This is a genomic window from Halogranum rubrum, assembly GCF_900114455.1.
GTDB lineage: Archaea > Halobacteriota > Halobacteria > Halobacteriales > Haloferacaceae > Halogranum > Halogranum rubrum.
Map to the genome: position 1 here is coordinate 35,465 of NZ_FOTC01000003.1, position 17,008 is coordinate 52,472.

The window sequence follows — 17,008 nt, forward strand, 5'->3', positions numbered from 1 at the left end:
GTCCGGCATCAGTTGGAGTGTAAGCCGCCTTAGCTCAGACTGGGAGAGCACTCGACTGAAGATCGAGCTGTCCCCGGTTCAAATCCGGGAGGCGGCACTTCTCTGATTTCGACCGACGAGCGTAGCGAGTCACGTCGAAATCCAGTGTGATACGTGTCTGGGGTTGTCCCAGAGAACGGCCGTAAACGGTGACGGTAACACGCCGATTTCTCCACCCTGTTCTTGCGGATGTCCCGTGCAGACTACTCCGACAGCGACACGGGAGCGTTCGCTGTGGCAGACTCGTAGATGGCCTCGACGATTTCGACGGCCTTGCGCGCCTCGGAGTGGTCGAGAGCGAAGCGCTCCCCGGTGGCACGGGCGTCGAGGAAGGCGCGGTAGTTCGCGGCTTCGAGAGGAACAGGTGCGTCACCACCGTCTCCCTCGGGACCGAAGCGGGCGCGAACGTCCGCGTCGCTCGCTCGCTCCTTCCGAAAGCGCCACGTCGAGAGGCCGCCACCGCGGGTTTCGGCGGTTCCGTCCCGACCCGCAATCCGAAACTCCATCTCCGATCCAGGGAACATCGAGGTAGCTGCGAGAATCTGTCCGAGGGTGCCGTCGCGGTAGCGCAGGGTGGCGACGGCCGTGTCTTCGACTTCGATGTGGTCACCCTCGTGAGCGCGAGTGTCGGTGAACGCGAACACCTCGGCGACGGGGTTGACCCCGGGGGCGAGGTCCATGCCTGCGCCGGCGAGCCACTGGATGGCGTCGACGGCGTGGATGGACTGGTTTATCAGGGCACCGCCGCCGTCCAACTCTCTCGTGCCCTGCCACGCGTCCTCGTAGTAGTCGTCGTCGCGCCACCACGGGACGTGGGCGGACGCCACCGAAAGCGTCCCGAAGCGCCCCTCCGTGACGGCGTCTCTGATCACGCCGAGCATGGGAGTGTATCGGCGCTGGAAGATGCCGCCGAGACGGACGTCAGCGGTCTCGCAGGCGGCGACCATCCGATCGATACGCTCGGTCAATCTCCAGCGGCTTCTCACAGAGCACGTCGACGCCGTGTTCGGCGGCCGCCAGCGTGGGGGTGAGGTGGGCTCCGCTGGGCGTGCACACAGCCAGCACGTCCGGAGTCTCGGCGTCGAGCATTGCCGCCGTGTCGGTGTAGTAAGAACAGTCGAACTCGGCGGCGAAGGCTTCGCCTTTGGACTCGGTTCGACATGACCCGGCGACCAGTTCGGCGTCGTCGAGAGTAGCGATGGCTCGCGCGTGGGTTCGGCCGGCCGATCCGATGCCAGCGATAGCGATCTGGTGGTTCATTTGCGTCTGTTTGCGTCGCCGAGAGAAAAGTCCGTAGGCGTGTCAGTATCGTCTGACCTCGATGCCAATCGCCTCGAAGGTGACCGGTATGGAGGTGGCCAGTATGGCCTCGTCGTAGCGGTAGAGTTCCAGAGGGTCGGTAGTGATGGGTGCCTCGTCAGTGCCGCCCGCAGAGACAGTGACGTTCGACCCGCTGTGATAGACGCCGAGTGCCACACGAGTCGTCCCCGTCCTGGGAGCGAAGCGAGTGGCCGTTATCGACGAATCAGTAACACGACCAGATTTGAATCAGAGAGCGAGCGTGGTTCAAATCCCAGAGCCAGTGTTGTTCTACAGCCGACAACGACGAGTCACTGGTCCCGTTTCACGTGTGCGGTACTTTTCACCTCCCCCTGCAACCGTGAGACCGTATGACCGACACGCTCGCGTTTCTCAAGCGACTCAAGCGCCCGTTGCTCCCCGTCATGGGACTCATCTACGTCGCCGCCGGCGTGATGCATTTCGTCTCGCCGAAGGCGTTCGCCCAAATCGTCCCGCCGTCGCTCCCGCGCCCGCTCGCACTCGTCTATCTCTCCGGTGTCGCAGAGATCGTCCTCGGTATCGGCGTCCTGATTCCGCGGACGCGTCGCCACTCTGCGTGGGGACTCGTTTTGCTCTTGCTCGCCGTCTTCCCGGCGAACGTCTACATGGCGACGAGCGACGTGGTGATCAAAGGCGCGCCGGAGTGGCTCAGGAACCCCTCCGACGCGGCGACGTGGGCGCGACTGCCGCTCCAAGCCGTCTTGATTCTCTGGGCATGGTGGTACACGCAACCGCCGGCCGACGAATCAGCGTAGAGTGGGATGTTGGCCGAGAGGGACGTGTAAACGCAGAAACGACCGGTTACAGACAGCTCTCGTGGACGATTCGGTTCTCCGTGTTCGGACGTCGTGACTGTCCCACGACAATCGGTTCGCTGCAGGCTGCACAGCGCATTCCGTCGTCAGCGTCGCTCGTTGCGGTCTCAGTCGCTGCCGTTGTCGACTCGACTTCCGTCTCGGTGTCACTCGCAGACTGTTCTGCTTCGGGCTTGGCCACGACAGTGTAACCGATTCCGACCGCGCCGATGCCTGCCAGCACACTGACCAGTCGGTTCTTTCGATACGACGCGGCTGTGACGAGTGCCAGCGCGGCAGCAAGAAGGATACGGGCGAGTCGAGTGTTGTCGTCGACGGTTTTGTCGGACTCCATACGGGTAGATTGTGCTCCACACCCTTGTAGTTCGTTCCTTTCTCGCCACCGCGCGCCGAGCAACACGAGAGTTGCGGTCACAAGAACCGGTTGCCACGTCGTTTGAACGTCTTGCGTTGCTCGACAGACGGCATCGGACAGTAGTGTTCGTCCGTCGATGGATTTGGGCGAGTATCGAAGTCTGCGTCGGGGAACGCATCGACGAGGTCGATTGCGAAGTCGCTCACGACGTCACTGAGCCGTTGGGTCAGCGAGTGAAGCGTCTCTTCGTCTCGAATCGGGAGCGTTCGCTGCTCGATAATCGGGCCGGCGTCGAACGCTTCGACCATGACGTGTGCCGTCCAGCCGGTTTCGGCTTCGTCGTGATACAGTGCCCAGAATTCGGGTGCCGCGCCTCGGTACTTGGGAAGGAGAGAGGGATGGAGGTTGATGGCCCACTCGGGAGCGTCGAGGAGTTCCGACCCCAGTCGTTGTGCACAGACGAGTGAGAGGAGTAACTCGGGCGCTGCCGAACGGACCCGGTCGACGAAATTCGGGTCAGAGATGTCCGAAACCGTCTCCACCGGAACGTCGTGAGCCTTCGCGGCAGCGCGAACCGAGTGAAGTCGACCAGTGAGGCGACGCTGGTGCGCCGGAGAGAGTAACCCGAGTGCTGCTCCTTGCGCGTAGAGTCGCCCCATTCGAAGGCTATCGACCGGGCCGAACATCCGATACTGCTGTCGAATCATGAGGTCCGACGACGGTGGCGCGAGGACGACCTTCTCGATGCGCTCGCTGTGCGCATCGAGGATGCGATCGATTGCCTGTGGAAGATAGAGCGGGACGTCGATGGTAAAGAGCCAGACGGTCATAGGAGAGACTATTCAGTACACCGATAAGAATCTCAGCACTTCTGAGACGGTCCGTACCGAACGACAGTCGGTTCAGCTAGAGGGCTGTCACAGCAACGACCGGAGTAGCCGAAGCGGGAACGTGACAATCGCGATGACGATGCTAATCGCTTCCTGCGCGAACGACCGAAGTGTAGCGAGCATTGCGAGAGGACGTACTCCGAAGACACGCATCCGGGGTCTGGCTGCACCTGCAAGGCGCATATATACCCGAGCAGCAGACCGTCCAGAGTCGAAGCAGCGGGTGGTCTCCCGACGAGAGCGTAGCCACACTACAGGTCAGCGTCGAACGCCGAGTCGTCCGTCGATGTGAGTGCCGAGACGTCGACGGTTCGAGAAGCAGAGAAGGCGTCGCCGACGACGGTGAACGACGGAACGGTCGGCCTGTCGACGTCACCCGCTTCGACGACGAGACCAGAGACGCCTCCGAAGACGGACTGTAAGCCGCATCGGACGCTCTGAACCTCGTCGTTCGGAACGACGAGTCGGGTCTCCGTGAGTCGAGCGACGTCCCACGACCCGAGTTCGGCCGGGACGTCTCCGTCTTCCGGGTGGAGTTCCACGCGGAACCCCCACGGCGTCATGACGAACGGCCGGCGGCCGTCGGCGTCGCGGATACTCCAGTCGTCGGTACGACGGACTCGGCTGACGACGGCGTCGAACGCCGAGGTGACGACGCCGAGATGGTCGAACCGGAACTGCCGACCGGGAGCGAGCGTGAGGTTGACCGCACCGGTTTGGAGGGTTTCGAGTCGAAGCTTCCACGCCTCGGGAATCGGGTCGTCCGGTGCGAGTGACGTGAACTCACCGTCGTCCCAGCCAAACCGACGAGCGAGCGGGATACCGGTGTCGGCGAGCGCCGTTTCGAGACTATCGACGTCGGGCGTGTTGTAGTGGAGGTGAAAGAGACGGGTCGAGACCATGGTGTCTCCGTCGCAGAAGGCGGACAAAAGCGTTCGCTGAACGCGGCTTCAGTAGAGTGGCGGTGGTCCGGACGCGACGTGGATTACGCCGACCCACCGGACCGCTGTCCGGATATCTCGCTGACGACGAACTTCCAACCGAGGATGTCTTGCATCGGTTCGGTCTCGGAGAAGAGACTCGGGAACCACGCGTTGGCGTCGAGTGCGTCGCGAACGGCCGGCCACTCGTCGTCGTCGACCGGTTCGGCACGGCCAGTGACGATGACGCTCTGCCAATCGTGTTTGTCGGCGACGTCGTAGACGAGGAAACTCGCCGTCTCCGTCTCGCGCAGGAACGCCTCTTTCTTGCTCTCCTCGCCCGGCCGCAGTAGGACGAAGTAGAGATTCTCGCCGTCGTAACCGAACGAGATAGGAATGCCGTAGGCCTCGCTATCTCGGGCGAGCGAGAGGACACCGAACCCCTGTCGACGGAGGACGTCCTCGGCCTCGTCGGCGCTCATCTCGATTCCTTGCAGTCCGGCGAACGTATCGGAAGGCATAGACGAGATACGTACCGTGTGGATATAATCGTGTCAACAGTTCTCAGTAGGCGAGAATGCGAGTCATCCGCGCCCGCCAGCGAGTTTCTCGGCGTCGGGGAGCGTCCGTAGTCTGAGCATCGCGAGTGTGCCGACCAGCGGACCGACTGCGAGCGGAGCGAACGCCCAGCGCCATCCGAACGCCGCCGCGACGACGGGGACGAGTTGAATCGACCCGATAGTGAGCAGGAAGCCGACGGCGGTCTGTAACGTCAACGCGGTGCCGACGTAGCTCCCTTCGGCGAGTTCCGAGAGCGCCGCCGAGAACTGCGCGGAGTCGGCGACGATGGTGAACCCCCAGACGAGGACGAAGGGAACGAGCAGGGTGAGTGAGGTGCCGAAGAGGAACCCGGCGGCGACACAGCAACCGCCGCTGACGACCATGCTCGCACTCGTGAGCGTCGTTCGGCCCAAACGGTCGGCGGCGAGGCCCGCGAGTATCGCCCCTGCGCCGCCGACGGCGATGGTGGCGAACGCGACGAGCGAGACGAGCGAGGGGTCGACCGAGGGAGACCCGCCAGCGTCGACGCTGGTCGCGAGATACACCGGAACCCACGTCCACACGGCGTAGAGTTCCCACATGTGTCCGAAGTAGCCTACGTTGGCGAGCAGTGCGCTTCGGTTGCCGAGGAGGCGTCTCACCGCCAACGGGTCGAACGGAGCGGCAGGCGACTGGTACGGACCGGGCTCGACGAACAATGCGAGGAGCGCGCCGACAGTCGCGAGTGCGGCCGCACCGAGAAGCACGGTCCGCGGTTGACCGACGCCACCGACTGCTCGCAAGAGATGCGGGAGCGCCGACCCGACGGTGAGTGCGCCGACGAGCGTCCCGATGGCGAGTCCGCGTCCACGCTGGAACCAACCAGCGAGTAGTTTCATCCCGGGTGGGTAGACGCCCGCGAGGGCGACACCGGTGACGAACCGAAGCACGATTGCCGGAAGCGCGCCGTCGACGACAACCGCCAGCGTCGCCGTCGCCGCCGCACCGACGAGCGCAGACGCGGCGACGAGGTGCCGAGGTCGTATCGTATCCGAGAGCGTCAAGAGCGCCGAGAGGAGTGCGCCGACGACGAACCCCAGTTGGACGGCGTTAGTGAGCCACGCCGTCTCGACGCTCGTGAGTCCCCACATCTCGGCGAGTTCGGGGGCGACGGCCGACGCACTGAACCACAGCGCCATCACGAACAGTTCGGCCGTCGCTATCAGTGCGAGTGCTCGCCACCTGTCGCCCACCGGCCGAGTCATCGTCTGTCTCTCGTCGCGAGAGGGCAAAGGTCTGTGAGGTGTCTGTGGGTTCTGTAGCCGACCCAGTCGGACGCGTCGCTTTTACCCGCGGGTCTCCAATCGCTCGACGGCACCCGATGCACGCGACGACGCTCCACCGACCGACACACCGCGAGACGCTCTGGGCACTCGAAGAGGCGTTCGAGCGTGGCGACCTCATCACCGTCTTCGGTCGCTGTACCGTCGACTACGACGGGCGAGCGTCGAGTACGCTCGGACCGGGCAACCGCCTCGTCATCCTCAAACCCGACGGGTCGACGCTGGTCCACACCGACGAGAAGCGCACCCCGGTCAACTGGCAACCCCCTGGCTGCGAACACCACGCGAGCGTCCGCGACGGCCGACTCCGTATCCGGGGGACGCGACAGACACCGACAGAGACGCTCGACGTCGACTTCGAGCAGATTCACCAATTTTCGGCACTCTCCGTGACCGGCGGGCGCGACCTCGACCTCCAGGGGAGTGAGGAGGACCTCCGTCAGCACATCCTCGGTGATCCGTCGCTCGTCGAACCGGGGTTCACACCGCTGGAGACGGAACGCGAGAGCACGGCCGGACCGATGGACATCTACGGGAAGGACCGAGACGACGTGCCCGTCGTCGTCGAGTTGAAACGTCGCCGAGTCGGTCCCTCGGCGGCGAGTCAACTCCAGCGGTACGTCGAAGCGCTCCACCGCGAGTTGGGCGACGGGGTCGAGGTTCGCGGGATTCTCGTCGCACCGTCGGTGACAGACCGGACGAGTGCGCTCCTCGCCGAACAAGGGTTAGAGTTCGTCGCGCTCGACCCAGATACGGGGCAGCCTCCGGAAGACGAAGCGTCGGGAGACGTAGTGAGTGACTCGGAGGCAGAAGACGAGAAGGAGACGGCGGACGAGGACGACTCAGACGTCTGACCCGGCGAGTCGCGCGAAGTTCTCGAACGTCCGCTCGACGGTGACGGCCGAGAAGTCTCTGGACCCCTCCCAGCCGAAGTCGTCGGCGATGCGGGGAAGTAGGCGGTCGGTGAACTCCGGATGGTACTGGACGGTCCAGAGCGGCGCGTCCTCGTGGCGACTTCCGAGGTACGGGTAGTAGTCGGCCGAGGCGATGGGTTCCATCCTCTCGCCCAGTTCGGTGACGTGGTCGCCGTGGACCATCGGAAGGGTCGAGGAGACGCCGTCGAACAGCGGGTCGTCTGCGAGTTCGGCGTCGACGAGTTCGGCGGTGAGACCGCGGTGTTCGACCGACCCACCGAGTGCGTCGTTGGCGAGTTGGTGGCCGAAGCAGACGCCGAGTGTGGGAATCTCGGCGTCGACGAGCGAGCGCACGAGCGTCCGGAGGTCGTCCATCCACGGGTAGTCGCTGGACTCGTAGACGCCCGCAGTGCTACCGCTGAGAATCACGCCGTCGAGTTCTGACTCGTCGTCGCCGGTGACTCCGGCGAGTTCGCCGACGTCGTCAATCTTGGGAACGTCGCCGTGAGCCACGTCGTGGACGCGGTGTTCGGGCAGATGGCGAGAAATTTCGGGGACGAAGTAGCGTTTGTCGCGGTCGACTTCGTTCTCCAGCACGAGGAGCATCGGTCCCTGTTGACGGTACGGGCTGATAAACTCGGGTGTCGTCGGCAGGGCTGGTCGGTCGGTTGGACGCGACGGTGGCGGTGCTGGAGACACCGGCTCGTCTCATCGAGTCGACACGCCAGTCTGTCGTACCCTCTCAAACCCGAGTGTGAGGCCCTCACAGGGCGCGAGACCGAGGGACTGTATCGAAGGCTTTATTCACGGAGTCGGCGTTTTCCTGAACAAGTAACCATGTCAGACAAACCGGCCTCCATGTACCGGGATATCGACAATCGCCCGTACACGCGAAAGGAGTACATCACGGGCATTCCCGGCTCGAAAATCGCACAGCACAACATGGGTAACCTGCAGACTGGACCCGAGGACTACCCGGTCCAGATCAGTCTCCGTATCGAGGAGCAGTGTCAGATTCGTCACGGCTCGCTCGAAGCGGCACGACTGTCGGCCAACCGCCTGCTTCTGAAGCACGTCGGCCAGCCGAACTACAAGATGGTGCTCCGCAAGTTCCCCCACCACGTCCTGCGTGAGAACAAGCAGGCGACGGGTGCGGGTGCGGACCGTGTCTCCGACGGGATGCGCCAGTCGTTCGGGAAACCGGTCGGCACTGCCGCCCGTGTCCCGCGTAACGGCGCAATCTTCACGGCCTACTGCAACCCCGAGGACGCCGAGACGGTCAAAGACGCGTTCCGCCGTGCCTACAACAAGATGTCGCCGCCGTGCCGCATCGTCGTCGAGAAGGGCGAAGAACTGCTCGTCTCCTAGACGGCAATCCGTCCCGTTTTTCTCCTTCCGCTACTCCCGTAGCGTATGCTACGCCTCGCGGTTACCACCCGCGCGGAGACGTTCGAGCGGATGCGTGACCCACTCGCCGAGCGCGGTGTCGACGTCGTCCACGTGCAAGCGAAAGAGCGGACGCTCGCGTTGACCGACCACGGTGACTCGTGGCCCGACACAGACGTGGGCTTCGTCTACCCCTCACGACTGATGGAGGGCGGTGCCGTCGACGCGTTCCTCGACGTCCCGTGGGTAAATGGTCGAGAAGCGATTCTCACCTCCCGAAACAAAGCCGGTGTCGTTGCCGCACTCTCACAGGCCGACGTTCCCGTCCCGCAGACGACGATGGTGTCGAACCCCGTCGGCGAGCGCGACGTGGTCGAGGCACTCGACGTGTTCGAGCGCCCGGTGGTCGTCAAACCGAACTCCACCACCAGAGGAATCGGCATCGCGAAGGCATCAGACCTCGATTCGGTGCTCGGTGTCGTCGACTATCTCGACCTCTTGCACGACTACAAGGCGACGAGCGACCGGTCGTATCTCCTCCAAGAGTATCTCCCCGACGCCCGCGACTATCGGGCGATGGTCGTCGACGGCGAGTTCGTCGGGGCCGTCGAACGGCGTCTCCCGGAAGACGCGCTCGCAGAGGGACGGTGGAAACACAACGTCCACCGCGGCGCGGAGGCCGTCGGTGTCGACTTACCGGACGAACACCGTCGACTGGCCGAACGCGCGGCCGAGGTGCTGGACATCCCGTATCTCGGTGTCGACCTGCTGGAGACCGAAGACCGCCTCGTCGTCAACGAGACGAACGCTCGGCCGACCATCGACACGGCAACGAAGTACGAACCGGGGTTCTACGACACGTTAGCGGGTCTCGTGAAGCGTACGGCAGAGCGGACGGCGTAGTCGGGAGAGAAAAGCGGGTGGCAGTTGCTCGCCGTGTGAGAGGAACGGACAGAGAACGCACCGAAGTTACTCGACTATTCGACGTCGATAGCCGCCGAGTCCTCGATGCGGTCTAAGGTGACCTGGAGGACGCCGTTGTTGAACGACGCCTTCGCAGAGTGTTCGTCTACGCGCGCGGGGAGTCGGATACGTTCGTCGTACTCGCGGCGGTCTGAGGCGGCGCTGATGGTCAGCACTTCGCCGTCGCATTTGAGTTCGATGGCGTCCTTGTCGACACCGGGAAGGTCCGCGACGAGTCGGATGACATCACCTTCGTCGAAGACGTCGACGTGGGTTTCGGTGGCGAACCCGCTCTGGTCGCGCGCGCCACCCGTCATGCCGTTCATCATCCGTTCAATCTCGTTGAAGATGTTGTCGAACGGATCGTCGCGGTCGTCTCTATCCATGTGCCATGGTATGCCACTCGCGCTCAAAAGCTTTCTGAAACATGGTATCTGTGCACGATACCCATAGTTGCTATCGAGGCCACAAGAACTGTGCACAGTCGCCGCGAACCGTCAGTATCGATACCGCACTCGGCGGTTCCCAGGCGGCTGACGAGACGAACTAACTCGAATATCGATTACACACCTGCCCATCCGAAAGCGATAAACGGGCGGGTTTTAATAGTTTGAACGTAACTAACTCACATATGAGTGAAAAATCGCACCTGAACGCGGGCGACAGCGTCGACGAGGAGGAGGTCGTTCGTGTCGGCCTGAACGGTTTCGGACGTATCGGACGTAACGTCTTCCGCGCGGTCATGGACGACCCGCGCATCGAACTCGCGGGCATCAACGACGTGATGGACTTCGAGGACATGGCGTATCTCGCCAAGTACGACACCGTCATGGGTCGACTCGACGGCGTCGAACTCGAAGACGGCCACCTCACTATCGAGGGAACGTCGGTCCCGCTCTACAACGAGCAGAGTCCCGCCGAACTGCCGTGGGACGAACTGGACGTCGACGTTGCCCTGGAGTGTACGGGCATCTTCCGGACGAAAGACGACGCGAGCGAGCACCTCAAAGGCGGCGCAGACAAGGTCGTCATCTCGGCCCCGCCGAAGGGTGACAAGCCCGTCAAGCAACTCGTCTACGGTGTCAACCACGACGAGTACGACGGCGAGGACGTCGTCTCCAACGCCTCCTGTACGACCAACAGCGTGACGCCGGTGGCGAAGGTACTCGACGAAGAGTTCGGCATCAACTCCGGCCTGCTCACGACGGTTCACGCCTACACGGGCAGTCAGAGCCTCATCGACGGCCCGAAGGGCAAGACTCGCCGTGGCCGCGCCGCCGCCGAGAACATCGTTCCGACCTCGACCGGTGCCGCACAGGCCGCCACCGAGATTCTGCCTCAACTCGACGGCAAACTCGACGGGATGGCCATCCGTGTTCCTGTCCCGAACGGTTCCATCACGGAACTCGTCGTCGACCTCGACGGCAACCCGAGCGCAGAGGACATCAACGAGGCGTTCCGCGACGCCGCCGACAACGAACTTGCGGGCGTACTGGGCTACACCGACGACGAAGTCGTCTCCTCGGACATCCTCGGATGGCCGTTCTCTTCGACCGTCGACCTCCAGTCCACGAACATCGTCAACGACGGCGAGATGGCGAAGATTCTGACGTGGTACGACAACGAGTACGGCTTCTCGTGCCGCATGCTCGACATGGCCGCGTACGTCATCGACGAGTAACTCCCGCGAGACGCGTCGCGCCCAGTTCGGTACTTTCGCTTTTTTCCCAGCGACGGAGCGACAGCAGTCCGCTCCGGAGTCGAGTGCGTAGCCTAACTGAGACCATCGAACTTGCCCGACCCCAACACACCGTTCGCCCGCTTCGTACCCACTAAGTGACTCGCCCGCGTCTCGCCGCGTGATGACGTTCAAGACGCTCGACGACCTCGAATCCGGACAGCGCGTGCTCGTACGCCTCGACCTCAACTCGCCGGTCGAAGACGGCGAAGTACAGGACAACCGCCGGTTCGACCGCCACGCGACGACGGTCAAGGAACTCGCCGAGAACGACCACAGAGTCGTCCTGATGGCCCACCAAGGTCGCCCGGGTGACGACGACTTCGTCTCACTGGAACAGCACGCCGACATCCTCGCGGGACACATCGGAATGGATGTAGAGTTCGTCGCCGACACCTACGGTGACGACGCGCTCGACGCGATTCGCTCGCTGGAGGGCGGCGACGTGCTTCTCCTCGAAAACACCCGGATGGTCGACGAGGAGCTACCGGAAGAGGACCCCGAGACGAAGGCCGAGACGGCATTCGTCAAGACGCTCTCCGAGGAGTTCGACGCCTACGTCAACGACGCCTACTCGGCGGCACACCGCAAACACGCCTCGCTCGTCGGCTTCCCGCTCGTCCTCCCCTCGTACGCGGGTCGTGTCATGGAGTCCGAGTACGAGGCGAACTCCTCGATTGCGACCCGGGAGTTCGACGGCGACGTGACGATGGTCGTCGGCGGGACGAAGGCGACTGACGTCATCGGCGTGATGAACGCCCTCGACGAGAAAGTCGACCAGTTCCTGCTTGGAGGAATTGCGGGCGAACTCTTCCTCCGCGCCGACGGCCACGACGTCGGCTACGACTTGGAGGGGATGAACCTCTTCGACGAGCAGTGGGAGAAAAACGAGGAGACGATTCGGAACGTCCTCGACGAGAAGGGCGACCAAATCGTGCTCGCGACGGACCTCGCGTTCGAGGACGAGAACGACGAACGCGCCGAGATTCCGGTCGCAAGCATCACCGAGAAAGACACCGCCTACCTCGACGTCGGCAGCGACACCGTGGCGACGTACACGCCGTACATCCACGACTCCGAGGCCGTCTTCGTGAAAGGCGCACTCGGCCTGTTCGAGGACGAGCGGTTCGCCACCGGCACCACGGGCGTGCTGGAAGCTATCGCCGATACAGACTGCTTCTCCGTCGTCGGCGGCGGCGACACCTCCCGCGCAATCGAGATGTACGGCATGAGCGAAGACGACTTCTCGCACGTGTCGATTGCGGGTGGAGCGTACATCCGTGCGCTGACCGGTGAGTCGCTGCCTGCGGTGGAACTGCTGCAGGAGAACTGAGCCGTCTCGTCACTCTGACGACTGTTTTTCGGCGAAGATACTGGCTGCACCGTCGACGAGAAACACGACGCCGACTGCGAACACGACGAGTGTGAAGAGGGCGCCGAGAGCCTCGCCGTCGGGATAGCGACCGGATGCACGAACTGCGAGAGTCAGACTCGCTTCGTACGTTGTCATCCCGACGAGGGCTGCACCGACGAGAACATTAGCGCTGGCACCGAGGACCGTGGAAGGCCCGGAGTCGAGAAACTCACCGATCGGGTCGTTCCGTCTGTCGCCCGCGTCGTCGGTGTCCACTGAATCGCTGGAGGGCATCTCACCGAACCCTGCCGAGCGCCACCACCTCACTCTTCTGGTCGGCGACGTGTTGATTATGGGCCCACCGAAAGGACAGCTATGCTCGTCGGCATCTGCTCAGACACGCACGACAACCTCGACATCGTGAACGCCGCTGTCGACTACTTCACCGAACAGGACGTCGACGCCGTGGTCCACTGCGGCGACATCGTCTCGCCCTTCTCGGCGACGCCGTTCGATACGGAGTTCGACTTCTACGCCGTTCGCGGCAACAACGACGGCGAGTGGAACCTCCAGAACGTCGTCGGTGGGTTCGGAACCTATCTCGGTGAGATGGGCGCACTGGAGTTCGACGGCGTCGACGTCGCCGTCTACCACGGGACGAGTGAGGGCCTCGTCGACGCACTCGTCTCCTGTGGCGACTACGACTACGTCTTCCGGGGACACACTCACCAACGAGTCCACGAAGAGCGTGAGGGAACCGTCCACGTCAACCCCGGTGGGCTTCCGATTCCGGCGGCGGACGACGAGTACTCCGTCGCGACGCTCGACACGGAGACGGGTGACGTCGAGCTGCAGAAAATCGAGTGAGCTCAGGCGAGGCAGTCGAGACCGTTCAGTCGTCGGCGTTGCGCGGCGTGATACGCTTGCGGACGCCGCCGAAGACGCTCTCGAGGCCGACGCCGAGGTTCTCGTCGGTCTTTTCCATGCTCTCCTGTTGGTCGGCCGCGTCCATAATCGCGCGGATGGCGTCGACGTTCTCCGGGATGACGTCGGACTCCTGGTGGATGGACTGGAAGAGATACAGGTCGTTGTCTTCCACGGAGAGCGACTCGTCCCAGATACAGTTCTCCCAGAGGTCACCGCGCGGACGACCCGTGTCCATCGCGAACTCCTTGAGTTGACCGGTGCCGCCGATGCCCGCGATGTCGGGGACGAGGAACAGTCGAGACTCCTCGTGGAGAAGGTCTCGGACCTCGTCGACGGACGGTGCCTCCGAGAGCGTGACGTTGACGCTGTGGAGGTGCATCAGGGTCGCAGGAACCTTCACGCCGACGGTGTCGATGTTCAGGTCGGGGAGGATGGTGTTGACGTCGGGACCGTGGTGGGAGGGAACCGTAACCGGGTCGGGGAGGATGTCGTTGATGGGTCCACGAGACGCGTCGGCCGGGTCGCCGCCGCGGCGGATGAGGGTGATGCGTGCCTTCTCGACGCCGAACGCCTCGTCGAGCGGGGCCATGAGTCGGGAGAGACCGGTCGTGTTACAGGAGACGACGCGGACGAACTGGACGTCGTCGTTGCGGGCGACGTCGTAGTTGGCGCGGGCGTTGAAACTCGCGTCGACGGCATCGGCGCTCTCGCCGCCTTGGAAGAGCGCGCGAGTGTCGTAGCGGCGGTAGAGTTCGCGGTTCTGTTCGCCGATGCCGGAGGGCGTGCAGTCGACGACGACGTCGGACTGCATGACGAGGTCGTCGATTTCACCGGCGAGATCGATACCTGCGTTCCGGAAGGCGTCGGACTTCTCGGGAATCGCCGCGTAGAGAGGGTATCCCTTGCGAACGGCGGCTTCGGCTTCGTAGTTCGGGCGGGTCTTCGCGACACCGACGAGTTTCATGTCGGGCTGTGCCCGGACGGCGTCTGCAACTCGCTTCCCGATTGTCCCGTATCCGTTTACGCCGACCTTGATCATTTCGTCCGTCTCTGGACCACGAAGATAGATAGTTATTCCGGGTCTAAGTGTGCAGAAATTAACTCCGCGGCGAGTAACGGACGTGAATTTTTACGAATCCGGGTAACGGCTCTGCGACTGTCACGTTACCTCGTGGCACGCAGCGACGTATCGAGTGCGAGCGGAACAGCCTAAACCTGCCACGCACACTCCCCGTGTATGAGTGAGACGAACGATACGAACGATACGAGCGACCACGTCGACGCGACGCTCCGTGACGCCGCAGAGACGGCTATCCGGCAGTGTATGAACCTCCACGCCGACGAGAGTTGTGCGATTATCACGGACGACAAGCGCCGACCCATCGGCGAGGCACTGTACGAGGTTGCCAGCGAGGTAACCGACGACGTGACCATCGTCCGCTATCCACCGGGGACCCAGCACGGCGAAGAGCCACCGGAACCCGTCGCCGCCGCAATGCGGAACACCGACGTCTTTCTCGCACCGACGACGAAGAGCCTCAGCCACACCCGCGCACGCGGAAACGCGAACGACGCAGGTGCTCGTGGGGCCACCCTTCCCGGCATCACAGAAGAGGTCATGCTCGTCGGGTTAGACGCCGATTACCGCGCGATTAAACAGCACTGTGACGACGTCCTCGCACAGGTCGAGGATGCCGACGAGATTCGCGTCACCACGCCCGAAGGCACGGATATCACCTTCACACCGGGCGACCGCGAGTGGTTCGCCGACACCGGTATGGTCCACGAACCGGGGCAGTTCTCGAACCTCCCCGCAGGTGAGGTGTTCGTGAGTCCCGAAGACGTGAACGGGACCTACGTCGTCGACGGGACGATGATGCCCTACGGTCTCTTAACGGACGGCCAACAACTCCGTTTCGAGGTGGAAGACGGCTACGTCACCTCCATCAGCGACGACGAAGTGCGCGAACAGGTCGAGACGGCCGCCGAAGAAGTCGGACAGGACGCCTACAACCTCGCGGAACTCGGTATCGGTACGAACGTCGGCGTCGACGAACTCGTCGGGTCGGTCCTCCTCGACGAGAAAGCCGCCGGCACGGTCCACATCGCCATCGGCGACGACGCGGGAATCGGCGGCGACACGGACGCGCCGCTGCATCTGGACGGGATTTTGAAAGAGCCGACGGTGTACGCGGATGGGGAGGAAATCGAGTTGCCGAAGCCGTAGATAGAGAGGCTGACGAGTCGGCTTTTTGGCCGGTTGCGACCGACAGCACCTGCTGTGGCGCGTGGCTTCGCGGCGTCTCGTCGCCGCGAGATGCTCGTGCGAGGGATGAGTACCGCAGGGAGCGAAGCGACTGAGGAACGCAGTCGGGTGGGGAGGATGTGGCTGTGGGCGGGCCTGAAAGGGGACGCGTCACCGGAAGCTCTGCTTCCGGTTGCTCGCGAGAGCGAAGCTCTCGCCCTGTTCTCGGCGAAGGTGGACGACGCAAGCACCGCAGCGAGCGAAGTGAGTGAGGAGCGCAGCGAGGCCCCCGAGTCGAGAACGCGTGGGCTTTCCAAGCAGTTGCTGACCCAACGACACCGAAAGAGAACGCGTGGGATTTCGAGGAATCAGAAGCGTCGCCAGTGACGATTCGAAGGGACGGACAGCCCCTGGGACGGGACACTCCAGCAAACGCTCGTGAACATCGTGCCACACCCACTCGCACCAGCACACAAAGAGCGGGTTTTTACGGCGTGACCGGATATGCACGGTTATGAGCCATCCAGGCCCCGACGCCGGCGAACGCGTCCCCCTGTCGTGTCCGTCGTGTTCGCCCTACGAGGCGACCGTCCACGAGGTGTTGAAACCCGGCGGTCACGTCACCGTCCGGTGTACCGAATGTAGCCACGTCCACAAGGAGAAACTCGAAATCGAGAAGGAGGTCCAGAAGGACGTCATCGTCTCCCAAGAGGGCGACTCCATCCGAACGACCGTCGACGCCCCACCGGACGAGACTATCGCTGTCGGCGAGGAGTTCATCGTCGACACCCCCGAAGCCATCATGCAGGTGCGCATCACCTCCATCGAAGTCGGCGAGGAACAGCGCGTCGACGAGTCGAAGGTCGAAGACGTCGACACCATCTGGACCCGCGTCGTCGACAACGTTTCCGTCGGCGTCACCGTCAACCCGAAAGACGGCCGCCGCGACGAGACGCGGAGTCTGAAGGTGCAGGTCCCGGGTGACTTCGAGTTCCGCGTGGGCGAGACCGAGGAGTTCGGCGACGAGAAGTTCTACATCAAGTCCATCCAAGTCCGCGACGACGCGGGCAACTACCGGTTCGACCAGTTCGACCAAGACGGCGACATGGTGTACGCGAAAGACGTAAAGCGCGTCTACGGCCGCGACGAGACCAGTTCCGCCTGGTCTGCGTGGTAATTCGCTAACTCCCACCACCGAACGGCGAGAGTGGCCAATTTTTGTCGGCAGCGACCGACCG

At 63.3% G+C, this 17,008-nt stretch carries 21 protein-coding genes and 1 tRNA gene; 10 read left to right on the top strand and 12 right to left on the bottom strand.

The window, feature by feature from the left end:
- Positions 1-23: 23 nt before the first annotated feature.
- A tRNA-Phe gene (locus BM083_RS14045) sits at positions 24-97 on the top strand.
- Positions 98-242: 145 nt separating this feature from the next.
- On the opposite strand, the gene BM083_RS14050 is transcribed toward BM083_RS14045, so the two are convergent.
- The 3 genes from BM083_RS14050 to BM083_RS23385 are packed head-to-tail and all read right to left on the bottom strand — an operon-like array spanning position 243 to position 1,515.
- A complete protein-coding gene (locus tag BM083_RS14050; RefSeq protein ID WP_218148969.1) occupies positions 243-1,007 on the bottom strand; it encodes a Gfo/Idh/MocA family protein in 765 nt (254 codons plus the stop codon).
- A complete protein-coding gene (locus tag BM083_RS23675) occupies positions 961-1,299 on the bottom strand; it encodes a Gfo/Idh/MocA family protein (RefSeq protein ID WP_218148970.1) in 339 nt (112 codons plus the stop codon). Before BM083_RS23675 ends, BM083_RS14050 begins: the two co-directional genes overlap by 47 nt.
- Before the next feature lie 42 nt (positions 1,300-1,341).
- The gene (locus BM083_RS23385) at positions 1,342-1,515 is read right to left on the bottom strand and encodes a hypothetical protein (RefSeq protein ID WP_177197648.1); all 174 of its coding nucleotides are present in this window, start codon (positions 1,513-1,515) and stop codon (positions 1,342-1,344) included.
- A 194-nt stretch (positions 1,516-1,709) separates the two neighbouring features.
- Here BM083_RS23385 and BM083_RS14055 point away from each other — a divergent pair, with 194 nt between their 5' ends.
- The gene (locus BM083_RS14055; RefSeq protein WP_089870134.1) at positions 1,710-2,135 is read left to right on the top strand and encodes a DoxX family protein; all 426 of its coding nucleotides are present in this window, start codon (positions 1,710-1,712) and stop codon (positions 2,133-2,135) included.
- A 46-nt stretch (positions 2,136-2,181) separates the two neighbouring features.
- On the opposite strand, the gene BM083_RS14060 is transcribed toward BM083_RS14055, so the two are convergent.
- From BM083_RS14060 to BM083_RS14080, 5 genes are all read right to left on the bottom strand, one after another.
- Positions 2,182-2,529: a hypothetical protein gene (locus BM083_RS14060; RefSeq protein ID WP_089870135.1), complete on the bottom strand. Its 348-nt coding sequence runs from the start codon at positions 2,527-2,529 to the stop codon at positions 2,182-2,184.
- A gap of 77 nt (positions 2,530-2,606) precedes the next feature.
- Positions 2,607-3,380, bottom strand: a complete 774-nt coding sequence (locus BM083_RS14065; protein WP_089870136.1) for a methionyl-tRNA formyltransferase — start codon at positions 3,378-3,380, stop codon at positions 2,607-2,609.
- A 311-nt stretch (positions 3,381-3,691) separates the two neighbouring features.
- Entirely contained in the window at positions 3,692-4,342 is a 651-nt protein-coding gene (locus BM083_RS14070) for a hypothetical protein (RefSeq protein ID WP_089870137.1), read from the bottom strand.
- Between the two features lie 83 nt (positions 4,343-4,425).
- On the bottom strand, positions 4,426-4,881 hold the full coding sequence (locus BM083_RS14075; protein ID WP_089870138.1) for a pyridoxamine 5'-phosphate oxidase family protein: 456 nt from the start codon (positions 4,879-4,881) through the stop codon (positions 4,426-4,428).
- A 63-nt stretch (positions 4,882-4,944) separates the two neighbouring features.
- Positions 4,945-6,165 carry an MFS transporter gene (locus BM083_RS14080; RefSeq protein WP_089870139.1) on the bottom strand — a complete coding sequence of 407 codons (1,221 nt, stop codon included), beginning with the start codon at positions 6,163-6,165 and terminating at the stop codon, positions 4,945-4,947.
- 116 nt (positions 6,166-6,281) lie between these two features.
- On the opposite strand from BM083_RS14080, the gene nucS reads away from it, so the two are divergent.
- Positions 6,282-7,097: an endonuclease NucS gene (nucS, locus tag BM083_RS14085; RefSeq protein ID WP_089870140.1), complete on the top strand. Its 816-nt coding sequence runs from the start codon at positions 6,282-6,284 to the stop codon at positions 7,095-7,097.
- On the opposite strand, the gene BM083_RS14090 is transcribed toward nucS, so the two are convergent.
- Positions 7,086-7,763: a type 1 glutamine amidotransferase gene (locus BM083_RS14090; RefSeq protein ID WP_089870141.1), complete on the bottom strand. Its 678-nt coding sequence runs from the start codon at positions 7,761-7,763 to the stop codon at positions 7,086-7,088. The genes nucS and BM083_RS14090 overlap by 12 nt on opposite strands.
- Positions 7,764-7,994: 231 nt before the next feature.
- Between BM083_RS14090 and BM083_RS14095 the strand changes: the two genes are divergently transcribed.
- Together BM083_RS14095 and BM083_RS14100 are read left to right on the top strand one after the other, a co-directional pair.
- Positions 7,995-8,525 carry a 50S ribosomal protein L16 gene (locus BM083_RS14095; protein ID WP_049893654.1) on the top strand — a complete coding sequence of 177 codons (531 nt, stop codon included), beginning with the start codon at positions 7,995-7,997 and terminating at the stop codon, positions 8,523-8,525.
- Between the two features lie 45 nt (positions 8,526-8,570).
- Positions 8,571-9,446: an ATP-grasp domain-containing protein gene (locus BM083_RS14100; protein ID WP_089870142.1), complete on the top strand. Its 876-nt coding sequence runs from the start codon at positions 8,571-8,573 to the stop codon at positions 9,444-9,446.
- Between the two features lie 74 nt (positions 9,447-9,520).
- On the opposite strand, the gene BM083_RS14105 is transcribed toward BM083_RS14100, so the two are convergent.
- A complete protein-coding gene (locus BM083_RS14105) occupies positions 9,521-9,892 on the bottom strand; it encodes an Hsp20/alpha crystallin family protein (RefSeq protein ID WP_009366667.1) in 372 nt (123 codons plus the stop codon).
- 245 nt (positions 9,893-10,137) lie between these two features.
- Between BM083_RS14105 and gap the strand changes: the two genes are divergently transcribed.
- Together gap and BM083_RS14115 are read left to right on the top strand one after the other, a co-directional pair.
- Positions 10,138-11,187: a type I glyceraldehyde-3-phosphate dehydrogenase gene (gene gap / locus BM083_RS14110; RefSeq protein WP_089870143.1), complete on the top strand. Its 1,050-nt coding sequence runs from the start codon at positions 10,138-10,140 to the stop codon at positions 11,185-11,187.
- A 181-nt stretch (positions 11,188-11,368) separates the two neighbouring features.
- On the top strand, positions 11,369-12,577 hold the full coding sequence (locus BM083_RS14115; protein ID WP_089870144.1) for a phosphoglycerate kinase: 1,209 nt from the start codon (positions 11,369-11,371) through the stop codon (positions 12,575-12,577).
- A 9-nt stretch (positions 12,578-12,586) separates the two neighbouring features.
- Here BM083_RS14115 and BM083_RS14120 read toward each other — a convergent pair whose 3' ends face one another.
- Positions 12,587-12,892, bottom strand: a complete 306-nt coding sequence (locus BM083_RS14120) for a hypothetical protein (protein ID WP_143085741.1) — start codon at positions 12,890-12,892, stop codon at positions 12,587-12,589.
- A gap of 81 nt (positions 12,893-12,973) precedes the next feature.
- Between BM083_RS14120 and BM083_RS14125 the strand changes: the two genes are divergently transcribed.
- Positions 12,974-13,465 carry a metallophosphoesterase gene (locus BM083_RS14125; protein ID WP_089870146.1) on the top strand — a complete coding sequence of 164 codons (492 nt, stop codon included), beginning with the start codon at positions 12,974-12,976 and terminating at the stop codon, positions 13,463-13,465.
- 25 nt (positions 13,466-13,490) lie between these two features.
- Here the strand turns inward: BM083_RS14125 and BM083_RS14130 are convergent, their stop codons facing one another.
- On the bottom strand, positions 13,491-14,564 hold the full coding sequence (locus tag BM083_RS14130; protein WP_089870147.1) for a type II glyceraldehyde-3-phosphate dehydrogenase: 1,074 nt from the start codon (positions 14,562-14,564) through the stop codon (positions 13,491-13,493).
- A 198-nt stretch (positions 14,565-14,762) separates the two neighbouring features.
- Between BM083_RS14130 and BM083_RS14135 the strand changes: the two genes are divergently transcribed.
- Together BM083_RS14135 and BM083_RS14145 are read left to right on the top strand one after the other, a co-directional pair.
- Complete coding sequence (locus BM083_RS14135) at positions 14,763-15,752, top strand: aminopeptidase (RefSeq protein WP_089870148.1); 990 nt, start codon at positions 14,763-14,765, stop codon at positions 15,750-15,752.
- Positions 15,753-16,284: 532 nt separating this feature from the next.
- The gene (locus tag BM083_RS14145; RefSeq protein WP_089870150.1) at positions 16,285-16,947 is read left to right on the top strand and encodes an HVO_0476 family zinc finger protein; all 663 of its coding nucleotides are present in this window, start codon (positions 16,285-16,287) and stop codon (positions 16,945-16,947) included.
- Positions 16,948-17,008 lie beyond the last annotated feature (61 nt).